Origin of the sequence: Actinoalloteichus sp. GBA129-24, from assembly GCF_001941645.1 — a bacterium.
GTDB classification, from domain to species: Bacteria; Actinomycetota; Actinomycetes; order Mycobacteriales; family Pseudonocardiaceae; genus Actinoalloteichus_A; species Actinoalloteichus_A fjordicus.
Window position 1 is genome coordinate 1,729,627 of record NZ_CP016077.1, and the last position, 13,148, is coordinate 1,742,774.

Consider the following 13,148-nt stretch of genomic DNA (forward strand, 5'->3'; position numbering starts at 1 on the left):
TTCGTTGCGGTCGTCACGTGTCCCGGTGATCCTGATCTCAGCACTTGCCCGGCAGGCAGGGAGATCACACCCGGAAAGGGCGCACCGATGAACGAGACGACCATCACGATCATGGGCAACCTGATCAGCGGAGTGCGATTCCGCCGGAGCCCCGAGGGAGTGGCGGCGGCCAGCTTCCGGTTGAGCAGCACCGAACGCCGGTACGACCGCGACCGAGGGCACTGGGTCAACGGCGACCGGCTGTTCGTGACGGTTCGTTGCTGGCGGACGCTCGCCGAGCACACGATCGCCGTGCTGGAGAAAGGTGATCCGGTGATCGTGCACGGCAGGCTGCAGACCCGTGAGTACGCGGTGGACGGGCAACGGCGGCACTGCACGGAGCTCACGGCCTCGGCCATCGGACCGGACCTCACCCGGTGCCGTGCTGCTCCGGAGCGGCATGGTGCCCGTGCTTCCGAACAACAGGCGGGCGGCGAGACGGCGGCCGAGCCCGTCTTGGCGGTCGCCACCTGATACGTCGGGCTGGGGGCGGCCCCCGACCCGCTCTCAGCCCGGCTTCTTCGGGGCTTCGCCGCCTCGAGTCGCCGTTCGTGGGATCAGGGACACGCGCCCTGGCCTGCCTGCGCGCGGGCGCTGTCGATCCGCCGATGCCCGGCGGGGGACTCGGAGAGGCCGTCCGAGGTGTCTCGCCTACGGGCATCGCTCTACGATCGCCGGCATGGCCGAGTTCATCTACACCATGAAAAAGGTCCGCAAGGCGCACGGGGACAAGGTCATCCTCGACGACGCGACCATTCAGTTCTACCCAGGCGCCAAGATCGGCGTGGTGGGGCCCAACGGCGCTGGAAAGTCCAGCGTCCTCAAGATCATGGCGGGACTCGACCAGCCCAACAACGGCGAGGCGTATCTGACGCCCGGATACACGGTCGGCATCCTTCAGCAGGAGCCGCCGCTCAACGAGGACAAGACTGTCCTGGGCAACGTCGAAGAGGGCGTCGGCGAGATCAAGGTGAAGCTCGACCGCTTCAACGACATCGCCGCCCAGCTCGCGACCGACTACACCGACGAGCTCATGGAGGAGATGGGCGCCCTCCAGGAGGAGCTCGACGACGCCAACGCCTGGGACCTCGACTCCCAGCTCGAGCAGGCGATGGATGCCCTGCGTTGCCCGCCGCCGGACGCCGACGTGAAGGTCCTCTCCGGTGGTGAGCGTCGCCGGGTCGCCCTCTGCAAGCTGCTGCTCTCCCAGCCCGACCTGCTCCTGCTGGACGAGCCGACTAACCACCTCGACGCGGAGAGCGTGCTCTGGCTGGAACAGCACCTGGCCAACTACACCGGTGCCGTACTGGCCGTCACGCACGATCGGTACTTCCTGGACAACGTCGCCGCCTGGATCCTGGAGCTCGACCGGGGACGGACGTACGTCTACGAGGGCAACTACTCGACCTACCTGGAACAGAAGGCGGAGCGGCTCGCCGTCGCGGGCAAGCGGGACCAGAAGCTGCAGAAGCGGCTGCGGGACGAGTTGGCCTGGGTCCGATCGAATGCCAAGGCCAGACAGACCAAGTCTCGCTCGCGGTTGGCCCGGTACGAGGAGATGGCCGCCGAGGCCGAGAAGACCAGGAAGCTCGACTTCGAGGAGATCCAGATCCCGCCGGGGCCGCGACTCGGCAGTGTCGTCGTCGAGGTCGACAAGCTGAAGAAGGGCTTCGACGAGCGGGTGCTCATCGACGGGCTCTCCTTCGACCTGCCCCGCAACGGGATCGTCGGCGTCGTAGGACCGAACGGGGTCGGGAAGACGACCTTGTTCAAGACCATCGTCGGGCTGGAGCAGGCGGACAGCGGTGCCGTCCGGATCGGCGAGACGGTGAAGCTGTCCTACGTTGATCAGAACAGGGGCGGTATCGACCCCAAGAAGAACGTGTGGGAGGTGGTCTCCGACGGACTCGACTACATGCACGTGGGCAACGTCGAGATGCCCTCCCGTGCCTACATCGGTGCCTTCGGGTTCAAGGGACCCGACCAGCAGAAGCCTGCGGGCGTGCTCTCCGGCGGCGAACGCAACCGGCTGAATCTCGCTCTCACCCTCAAACAGGGCGGGAACCTGATCCTGCTGGACGAGCCGACGAACGACCTCGACGTCGAGACCCTCGGCTCGTTGGAGAACGCCTTGGAGCAGTTCCCCGGCTGCGCCGTGGTGATCTCGCACGATCGCTGGTTCCTGGACCGGGTGGCCACGCACATCCTCGCCTGGGAAGGCACCGAGGACGCCCCTGGAAGCTGGTACTGGTTCGAGGGCAACTTCGAGGGCTACGAGAAGAACAAGGTCGAGCGGCTCGGACCCGACGCGGCGCGCCCGCACCGCGTCACCCGACGCAAACTGACACGCGACTGAACGGAGCATGGTGGCGTCCGCCTGGGGTGCGACACCGGCGAATGGCGAGGTGGGTTCCGCTCTGGAGCTCGCCTGGCGACTCCGTTGGAGCGCACCGGAGGTGACCCTCCTCGCGGGCGAGCGAGCCCGCAGGCTCGCCACCGAGGAGGGCGATCACCGCAGCAGACTCTCCGCCGAGTTGATGGCGTTGTTCGCCCTCAATCGGCTCGGACGAGGTGTGGTGGTCGTCGAGCGCGGCATCGCAGCTCTCCGTGAGGTCGAGGTCGAGCGGTTCACCGAGCTGTCCGCGCCGCTGCGGGTCGAACTGGCCCACAGCGCGCGGATAGTCGGTGCCCCGTTGATTGCCTTCGGGCTGCTGCGGCCGGTGTTGGAGGACGACGGTCTGGCATCCGACGTGCGCGCCGCAGGTCTGTTGGAACTCGCGGAGTGTCTGCCCGGCGGAAGCCGGGACGAGGGATGGTCCCAGGCGCTGTCCGCAGCAGATCGGCTGTACGAGTCCGATGCCGCGCTGCACCCAGACGACGTATTGCTACGGCAGGCCATGATCCAGGCGCTGCGGGCGGGTTTTCACCGCAGGCGAGGCGAACCGGGACGGTCCGAGCAGTGCGTGCTCCACGGGCTCGACCTGCTGGACGGCGTCCGGGGCGCGGCGGCCGACAGCGGACAGGCGCATGCGCGGCTGATGCTCGAACGGGCCCACCTGTTGCTGGACGGCGGGCGGACCGACCTGGCCGTGGACGTCTGCCGCGCCACGCTGGACCGGCCCGTCCGAGCCGCGTCGGCCTCGGCCGTCGGCTGGCTTCGGGTGGTGCTGGCCACCAGACTGCACCTGCCTGCCGGCCGGCCGGAGACGGCACGTGAGCTGTTGTTGGAGGCGGCGGCCGGTGCTCGACGGCACGGGCTGGACCCCTTGCTCTCGGAGAGCCTGCAGGCCCTGTCGTATCTCTACGAGGCCGTCGACGAGTTGCCCGAGGCGCTGCGCTGCCTCCGCGCCGCGCACGCCGCCGAGCAGCGTAGGCAGCGAGCCGTCAGCGCGGCCCGGCTGCAGTTGGCTGCGGAGTTCTCGTCCAGCTTCGGCGACGCCGCAGCCTTGAAAGCCACCCTGACCGGCCTGTTGCGGCCGGACGCCGAGTCGGGGCCGGTGATCGACTCCTCGTACACCGCGACGTCGAGCCCGGTCCCGGGTTCGGCCGAGACTGCGGACGGCGCGGAGGCACAGCCCGGCGGGGCGTCGGTGGCGTGGCGCATCGACGACTCCGCTGGTGACGCCCGTGGTCAGGCCGTCGCACCCGGCGGCGAGCCGATCCGGGCGGCCTTCACCCTGCCGCCGGGAGTCGCAGTGCGGGATGCGGCAGACCAGGATCGGGCGGCGCTCTCGGCGCCACGCGGTCGGCACGGGGCGACCGACTCGCACACTGCGGCGACGCTGGGTGCGGGCGGCGAGCGCGACGCGGAGGACCTCCCACCGCCTGGCGGTCCAGCGCGCGAATCGGCCTCGCCGAGCCTGCCGGACTGGCGGGTGCGGGCCGACCAGGGGGACCCGGCCGTGGTCGACTCGATCGACGGCGGATCGGGGGTGACCGGCTGGGCAGCAGCCCCGCCGAGGACCAGCGACGAGCCCCGCACAGCTGCGGACGATTTCTCGTCGCGGCGCCCGGACGATGCGGGCGGGGAGTCCCACGCACAAGAATTCGTCGCTTCGATCCCTTCGGCGGAGCCCGCCGCCGCACAGCCGCAGGCAGCGGAGCCCGCCGATCGACACGTCCCGGCCCTGCCGTCGAACTGGCAGGTCGGCGCGCCTGCGGCGACGGAGCAGGCCTGGCATGTGACGGCCGAGAGCTTCGACGGTCCCGCGCCGTCGACACCGATGACCGAAGCCTCGGCCGGGCGGACGGCCGCTGTGCCCGCTGACGTGGGTCCGGCTGACGTGGGTCCTGCTGGCGAGGCGCCTGCCGACCAAAGGCCCGCTGACACGGTGTTCACCGGCTCGACGGAGGTGAGTGCGGGCCAGATGGACGCGCGCCGATCGGACGCCGATGCTCCCCCGCCGGGGACGTTCGTCGAGCCCGGCGCGGGGTCCGAGTCCGGCTCGTCGGCCCCCTCGGCGCCCCGCGATCAGGTGAGGAGTTCCGCCGACATCTCGCGCCGTGGCGACACCTCTGCGGAGACGTCCGACCGGGCCGCAGCAGCGTCGGCCCCTGCGGTTTCCGAGCTGGTCCACCCCGCGCCCCCCATCGGCTTCGAGGGGAATTCCGGCGTGGTCTCCGGCCGTGAACCAGTGGGCGAGGCCGTCGCTTCGGCAGGCGTGCAGTCCGAGCTCGCCGCAGCAGGCGGGACGGGTCCGGCCTTCGGGGTGGAGCGCGCAGCCGGGCAGGCGACGTCCGGGAGGCAGGCGGGCTTCGACCCGCCTGCGACGCCCTCAGTAGTGTCTCGGCGGTCGGACCGGCACGACGAGGAACAGACGTCCGGGCCGCTCGGCGCGACCTTCGCCGCGGAGCCGCTGCCGTCGCGGCGCGCGGCGGCGGGCGGCGGGGAACTGCCCGTCGCAGCCGATCACCGCTCCGAGTCCGCTCCGTCATGGGCTGCCGAACCCGCGCCTGCCGCAGGCGGACCGGTGTCCTGGGCGGCGAGGCCGGGAGAACAGCCGACCCCGCCGCAGGGGATGCCGGTGTCGGGTGCTCCTGCCGTATCGGGATTGCCCGACGATGCGGCACTGGCGAACGAGATCACCGCGCCCTTGCCGGTCATCCGCGACGACACACCGCCCACCAGCGGCGACACGCTGCCCAGCTTCAGCCTGAGCGAGCTGGCGGCGATGGGCGGGGAGATCGACCTCGCCCCGAGTTCGCTGGCGCTCTTCCGGGGCATCGGCACCACCGATCCGCTGCTCGCCTACGAACGGGCCGACGACGAGGATCAGGAGCCGGCGGACCCGGTGCCCCCCATGCCGTTCGGCATGTTCGGCGTCGGAGTGCCGATGCCGTCACCGCCTCGCCCGGAGCCCGCCGAACAGCCCGCCGCCACGCACCCCGCATCGGGGGACTCCGCGTCTCGAGAGCCCGAATATCAGGACCCGACGGCCCGGGCGCCCGCTGCGCAGCACCCGGCCGTCACCGGTCCTGTCGACGACCCGACCGACCACGCCCCCACCGCCCCGCCTGCGCCTGCTCCCGGCGCCGAAGCCGACGTCCACTCGGTTCAGGATCTGCCTCCACCGGTTCAGGAACGCGGTGGTGGTGCCGACCACGCCCGAGCCAAGGGAGCCGATGTCGGCGCGGCGAGCAGCTTCGGTGCAGAACCGTCGACGACTCCTCCGACCGAGACCTCACCCGGCTTCGAGTCGCCGGAACCCACGCGGCCGACCGGTGATCCGCTGGATGTCGCCGTCATGACGGACGGCCCGCGCACCGCTGCGGGCGGCGCCCCGCCGAGCCCGGCATCCCACCGAGCGCAGGCCGTCGAACCGGAGGGGGCGTCCCCTCCGTCGGGACCCGTCGACCCGGCCGTGTTCGATGCGGCGGCATCCGCGTCGCACGACGACGACGCCGACGGCCGGACACCCGAGACAGGGTCCGCAGGGACCGCCATCGGAACCTCCGGCGGAGCAGGGGACGCAGCAGCAGCAGCCGAATGGCGGTCGGGGGGCCGGTCGGCGAATTCCGGCCGTCGGGCACACGCTGCCGAGGCCACCGCAGCACCGGAGTGGGAACGGGCGTTGCCTCTCGACGTCGCCTCGGCCCGATCGGATCGCGGAGAGACCACCACGCCTGATCAGCCTGCGTTCCGCGGCGACCCTGCCTCGGCGCGGGCGGAGACGCTCGCCGCGAGCGAGTCCCCGACGCCGCCTGCGGGCATCCCGGTGCGTCCCGCCCGGGAACCGGGTGTAGGCCTGTCGCTCTCGTCCTCGCCCGCGACCTCGTTTCCGTGGGCCGTCGGCGGTCCGGCCGTGCCTCCTCGGAACGTCGGCTCCACCACTGCGGAACAGGAGGGCAGCCCGGCATCGGCGGGTGGCGATCGATCGGCGATCAGCTCCGACGTCGGCGGGGTGGACTCGTCCACGTCTGTTGGCGCTGTGCGTCCTGGGCCGTCCGATCCGGCTGCCGCAGCGACGGGGGCGGCGGACCCCGACCTCGGGGTGAGTCCGCCACCCCGAGTCACGCCCGACGCCGCCGATCTCTCCGCTGCTTCGACGCCGGGGGGTGCGTCAGGGAGCGATGCGGTGCCGGGCTTCGAATTGCGTGGCTCGAGGGATGCCGTGGCTCGGGACGACGTGCCCGCGACTGCGGCAGGCTCCGCGTCCGGGCCGCAGATACCGGGCCCCGCCGCCGAGTCGTCGCCTGCGGAAACCGACCGAGTGCCCGCAGGCTCGACGCCGACACCGTGGACGGGCGCGGACTTCTCGGATGCTCCCACCGAGCCGATCCCCCGGATCGCCGCCTCCGCGTCCGGGTATGAGTCCGTCGATCCCGGCGAGCCGAGGACCCCACCGCTCGGGATCGCGCTCGGCAGGCCGGGGCAGGGCACCGGGGCGCCTGCCGTCGAGTTCGAAGCGGGCCGCGCGACGCCCGACGGCGAGTCCCCGCAGGCTGCGAACTCCGGAGCAGTGTCTCCGCACGCAGTGCCGGTTCCGGAGCCGACGACTCCGGAGACATCCGTTCCGCGAGCAGAGTCTTCGCCCGCCGAGCCTTGGCAGGCAGTCGCCACTTCCGGAGCAGCAACTCCGCAGGAGGCACTTCCGCAGGAAGCACCGCCGCCTGCGCACTCGCCGTCGGTGTCGCACTCCGAGTCGACGCCGTCCGAGACACCGCCGCCCGTCCCGGACCAGGCGGAGTACGGCGACCTGCCTGCCGCAGGCACCCCGGAGCAGGCCACGTCCGTACCGGAGCCGATCGTGTCGCGCTCGGCAGCGGGCGACGATGTGACCAGCACCGGTCGACTGCGCCGAGTGCGTTCTCCACTACGCATCGGGGATCTCCTGGCTGACGCGATGATGGAGTACGAGTCGAGCCTGCGAGGGCTGGAGCTGCCCGTGCCGCCGCCCGCGCCGCGAGTGGGCGAGTCGGGGCAGCCGCCGCAGGCCGCACGCGATTCCGGCGGCGTTCCCGGTGAGTCGGGCACACCGCCCCGGCAGCGCAGCGGCGACGGGGTTCCGCCTGGGGCGAATCAGCTCGGGGCCGCCGCGTTCGTCGACAACGCCAGGCCTCAATCGGAGGTCGCAGGCCGGGAGACCGGCAGCCAGACCCCGTCCTCCGTCGCCTCGGAGCAGGCCGGTGGCGACTGGGCGGTCCTGCCGCCCCGACGAGGACCGGAGTCCGACGTCGTAGCCGACTCGGAGGACGATCAGGTCTGGACACCTCCGGGGGATTGAGGCGGGTGAAACACCCCCCGCCGCAGGCGATCTCCCGGCACCCTCGAAAGCAGCGCACGAGATGACGAACTCATCCGCTCGCCTGTGATCTCGTGCACAGGCGTCGCATGGTGACGTTGCGCCGGGCCATTCCGTGTCACCGTCGATGAGGACTGCCGTTATGGCCGATTGTTCCGCTTCGGTGGGCGGTGGTGCAGGCCCTCGCCTTGCGGAGAGGGATCAGAGTCAGGCACTAAGGTTGGCCCCGGCCTTGGTACAACCGAGGTACCCGTGATGTGGAGTCGTTTGACCATGACCTCGACAGGAGCACAGTCCGAGATGATCGCCACCGGCAACGACGCCGAGTCGGCACCGTCGCACCGCCAGGACAGGACGGCCGCGCTCGAGTGGACTCGCGATCTGCTGCTCGATCGAGCAGCCGAGTCCGAGCCCGCCATCGGCAGTCTGTTGCGACTGTACTTTCGATACGTCTCCGCCGAGGAGGTCGTCGCACACGATGCCGACCAACTCGTCGCAATGCTGTCCTCACACGTTGAGCTGGCACAGCATCGGGTGGCGGGCAGGCCCGCGATCCGTGTGTTCGCCCCGGAGGACGAGAAGGCGGGCGTGACCCGCGACGTCACCGTGATCCAGATCGTCACCGACGACATGCCTTACCTCGTCGAATCGGTCGTCGCGGGCCTGAGCAGGCAGAACGCCTCGGTGGCCCGCATCGTGCATCCCATCGTCGTGGTGCGACGCGATCTGACCGGCGAACTGCTTCAGGTGCTGGACGCGGCAGACCCCAGTGACCCGCCCACGGACTCGCTGGTCGAGTCCTGGATGCACCTGGAGATCGCGCCGATCGGCGACGAGGCGGCACGGGAGGCATTGGAGCGCAGCCTGCACTCGGTGCTCAACGACGTCCGCGAGGTCGTCGAGGACACCGACCGGATGGCCGATCGCGCTCGCTCCCTGTCGGCCGAGCTGGAGTCGGCGACCCTGCCGCTGCCGGTGACCGAGGTTCGCGACGGTGCGCGCCTGCTGCGTTGGCTGGCGGGTGGTCACTTCACCTTCCTGGGATACCGACACTACGAACTCGTCGACGAGCCGGGACACGACGAGCCGGTGCTGCGGACGGTCCTGGCCTCCGGCCTCGGCGTGCTCCGTCGGGACAGCCTCGACGCCAAGGACCTCGCCACCGCCCCGGACGGCATGGCGCACGCGTTGGCGCCCAACCTGCTGGTGCTGACGCAGGGCAGCGCACCGTCGACGGTGCACCGGCCGATGCACCCCTATTACGTCGGCGTCAAGACCTTCGACGAGAACGGTGCGGTCAGCGGCGAACACCGCTTCCTCGGCCTGTTCACCACCACCGCCCTGCATGAGGACGTCCTCGACATCCCCGTCGTCGCACGCAAGGTGCGAACGGTGATCCGTCGGGCGGGATTCCCGCTGGAGTCCTACTCCGGACAGCGAATGCTGGAGGAGTTCCAGAACTACCCTCGGGCCGAGCTGTTCTCGGCGGACCCCGAGACCCTGCAGGACACGATCGCGGGCGTGCTCTCCCTCGTGGAGCGCCGTCGGCTGCGCTTGTTCCTGCGGCGAGACGAGTTCCGCCGCTTCTTCTCCTGCCTGGTCTACCTGCCGAGGGATCGCTACACGACCACGTCGCGGTTGGCGATGCAGGAGGTGCTGCTCCGCGAGCTGCACGGCGTCGAGCTCGAGTACAGCGCGCGCATCGGCGAGTCGTTGCTGGCCAGGGTGCACTTCATGGTCCGAACCGATCCCGACGCCGACGTGACCGTCGACACCGGCATCCTTCAGGATCAGCTCACCGCGGCGGTGCGCACCTGGAGCGACCGGATGGTCGAGGAGGTCATCGCCTCCGACGGTCCCAGGACGACCGAGAACGCCGACGGCGACGATCTGCGGTCGGAACCCGCTGCGGAACGCGGCAGGCAGTACGCCTCGGCGTTCTCCGAGGCGTACAAGGAGGACTTCACCGCCGCCGAGGGCCTCGCCGACCTCCGCAGGCTCTTCGCGCTCTCGGGGCCGGGCGATGTGGACATCTCCTTCTACCGACCGGCCGTCGGCGAACCGGGCGAGCGGCGGTTCAAGCTCTACATGGTCGGGGAGCGCGTCACGCTCTCCCAGGTGCTGCCGATCCTGCAACGGATGGGCGTCGAGGTCGTCGACGAGCGCCCCTACGAGGTCAATCGACACGACGGCGTCCAGTGCTGGGTCTACGACTTCGGCCTCCGGCTCGACGTCGCGCTCCTGGACGACCAGACCCCGAACATGGCCGAGCTCCAGAGTCGTTTCCAGGACGCCTTCGTGGCCGCCTGGGAGGGCCGCTGCGAGGTCGACGGATTCAACTCGCTCGTCTTGCGCGCCGATCTCACCTGGCAGCAGGCCGTCCTGCTCCGCACCTACGCCAAGTACCTCCGGCAGGCGCGGATCGCCTACAGCCAGGACTACATCGAGGACACCCTGCGGGCGAACCCGGTCGTCACCAGGGCGCTGGTCAGGCTCTTCGAGTCGCGATTCGACCCCGCACTGGCCGAGGAGGCGCGGCGGTCGGGGACGGAGTCCGCGCTCGCCGAGATCGAGGCGCTGCTCGACGAGGTCACCAGCCTCGACGTCGACCGGATCCTGCAGTCTTACGTGACGTTGATCCGTGCGACGCTGCGTACGAACTACTTCGTCCGTGACGAGGCAGGCGAGCCCAGGCCCTACCTCGCCGTCAAGCTCAAGCCGAGCGAACTGCCCGACCTGCCCGAACCCCGGCCCGCCTACGAGATCTTCGTCTGCTCACCTCGGGTCGAGGGCGTGCACCTGCGCTTCGGCGCGGTCGCGCGGGGCGGGCTGCGCTGGTCCGACCGCCGGGAGGACTTCCGCACCGAGATCCTGGGGTTGGTCAAGGCCCAGGCGGTGAAGAACGCCGTGATCGTGCCGGTCGGTGCGAAGGGCGGATTCGTCGTGAAGCGTCCGCCCGCGCCCACCGGCGATGCGGGTCGGGACCGGGAGGCACACGCCGCCGAGGGGGTGGCCTGCTACCGGATGTTCATCTCCGGCCTGCTGGACCTCACCGACAATCTCGACGCCGGACAGGCCGTGCCCGCCCCCCAGGTCGTGCGCCACGACGGCGACGACACCTACCTGGTGGTGGCCGCGGACAAGGGCACGGCGCGGTTCTCCGACATCGCCAACGACGTGGCGAAGTCCTACGGCTTCTGGCTGGGCGACGCCTTCGCCTCCGGCGGATCGGCGGGCTACGACCACAAGCAGATGGGGATCACGGCCAGGGGCGGCTGGGAGAGCGTCCGTCGGCACTTCCGCGAGCTGGGCGTGGACACTCAGCAGGACGACTTCACGGTCGTCGGCGTCGGCGACATGTCCGGTGACGTCTTCGGCAATGGAATGCTGCTCTCCGAGCACATCCGGCTGATCGCCGCGTTCGACCACCGGCACATCTTCCTCGACCCCGAACCCGACGTCGCCGTCTCCTTCGCCGAGCGGCGCAGACTCTTCGCGCTGCCCCGGTCGAGCTGGGACGACTACGACCGAACGCGGATCAGCACGGGCGGCGGCGTCTGGCCGCGCAGCGTCAAGGCCATCCCGATCGCCCCCCAGGTCCGCGCCGCGCTCGGCCTGGCCGACTCGGTCACCCAGCTGTCGTCGCCGGAACTGGTCAAGGCCATCCTCCTGGCCCCGGTGGACCTGTTGTGGAACGGCGGGATCGGCACCTACGTCAAGGCCGCCGACGAGTCACACGCCGAGGTGGGCGACAAGGCCAACGACGTGCTGCGAGTCGACGGCCGTGACCTGCGCGTCAAGGTCGTCGGCGAAGGCGGCAACCTGGGGCTGACCCAGCGTGGCCGCATCGAGTTCGCCAGGGCGGGCGGCAAGGTCAACACCGATGCGCTGGACAACTCAGCAGGCGTGGACTGCTCCGACCACGAGGTGAACATCAAGGTCCTGCTGGACCGGGTCATCGCCTCGGGCGCGCTGGAGCCACAACGGCGCAACGAACTGCTCGGGGAGATGACCGACGAGGTCGCCGAGCTGGTCCTGGCCGACAACTACCGGCAGAACGCGGTCCTGGGAGTCTCCCGATCCCACGCCGCCCCGATGCTGTCGGTGCATGCGCGCCTGGTGGCGGGCCTGGAGGCGACCCATGGGCTCGACCGGGAGCTCGAGGTGCTGCCCACCGCCCAGCGGTTCAAGGCCATGGACAAGGCAGGGGAGGGGCTGACCTCGCCGGAGCTGGCCACACTGATGGCCCACGTCAAGCTTGCGCTCAAGGACGACGTGCTGGCAGGAAGTCTGCCGGAGGCCGAGATCTTCGCGGGCAGACTGCCGAGCTACTTCCCCACACCGTTGCGCGAGCGGTTCGGCGACGTCATCTCGCAGCATCCGCTTCGTCGCGAGATCATCACCACGATGCTGGTCAACGAGGTCGTCGACGGCGGCGGCATCTCCTACGCCTTCCGGCTGTCCGAGGAGATGAGCGTCACCACGACCGACGCCGTGCGTGCGTTCGCGGTGGTCACCGAGGTCTTCGACCTGCCAGCGCTCTGGCGGGCCGTCGACGAGCTGGACACGACGGTGCCCAGCGCCGTCGCCGACGACCTGGTCCTGCAGTCGCGGCGGCTGTTGGATCGCGCGGCGCGCTGGCTGTTGTCGAACCGTCCGCAGCCGCTGGCGGTCGGTGCCGAGATCTCGCGATTCAAGCCGGTGGTGCAGGCGCTGACCCCGCACGTCCCCGACCTGCTGCAGGGTCGGGAACGCGAGACCGCAGCGGGCCTGACGAAGAACCTGGTCGCCTCCGGGGTGCCCGAGGACACGGCGGACCGCATCGCCGCCCTCCTGCACACCTTCAGCCTGCTCGACATCACCGAGGTCGCCGAGCTGGCGGAGCGGGACGGCGGCGTCAGCCGGGAACGCAGCCCCGAGGAGGCAGCCGAGCTGTACTTCGCGGTGTCGGCGCACCTGGACATCGACCGGATTCTGAACTCGGTGAGCGATCTCGAACGCGGCAACCGCTGGCACGCGCTGGCACGGCTCGCCCTGCGCGACGACGTCTACACCTCATTGCGCAAGATCACCATCGACGTCCTGCGCAACAGCGACCAGGGGCAGACCGTGGCGGAGAAGATCGACCAGTGGGAGCAGGCCAACTCCTCCCGGCTCGAGCGGGCGGGAACCACCCTGGCCGCGATCAACGCCGTCACGAAGCTGGATCTGGCGACCCTGTCGGTGGCGGCCCGGCAGATCCGCAGCATGGTGCGGTGACCGTGTCTGCGGCTCCGGCGACCCCGATAGGGTGAGCGAGGAACGGTATGAGGTCGATCCGCAGGGAGGCATTCGTCCCTTGGGTGTGTATGTCGCGGACGTGACACC

Annotated in this window: 4 protein-coding genes; all 4 read left to right on the forward strand. The window is 70.4% G+C overall.

Annotation, left to right across the window (positions count from 1 at the left end):
* The first annotated feature begins 87 nt into the window (after window positions 1-87).
* The 4 genes from ssb to UA75_RS07925 all read left to right on the forward strand — a co-directional run bounded on the left by ssb (window position 88) and on the right by UA75_RS07925 (window position 13,040).
* Window positions 88-513: a single-stranded DNA-binding protein gene (gene ssb / locus UA75_RS07910; RefSeq protein WP_075739695.1), complete on the forward strand. Its 426-nt coding sequence runs from the start codon at window positions 88-90 to the stop codon at window positions 511-513.
* A 205-nt stretch (window positions 514-718) separates the two neighbouring features.
* The gene (ettA, locus tag UA75_RS07915; RefSeq protein WP_075739696.1) at window positions 719-2,395 is read left to right on the forward strand and encodes an energy-dependent translational throttle protein EttA; all 1,677 of its coding nucleotides are present in this window, start codon (window positions 719-721) and stop codon (window positions 2,393-2,395) included.
* A gap of 49 nt (window positions 2,396-2,444) precedes the next feature.
* Window positions 2,445-7,763, forward strand: a complete 5,319-nt coding sequence (locus UA75_RS07920) for a hypothetical protein (protein ID WP_157442188.1) — start codon at window positions 2,445-2,447, stop codon at window positions 7,761-7,763.
* A gap of 291 nt (window positions 7,764-8,054) precedes the next feature.
* Entirely contained in the window at window positions 8,055-13,040 is a 4,986-nt protein-coding gene (locus UA75_RS07925; protein WP_075739698.1) for an NAD-glutamate dehydrogenase, read from the forward strand.
* Window positions 13,041-13,148: the final 108 nt, after the last annotated feature.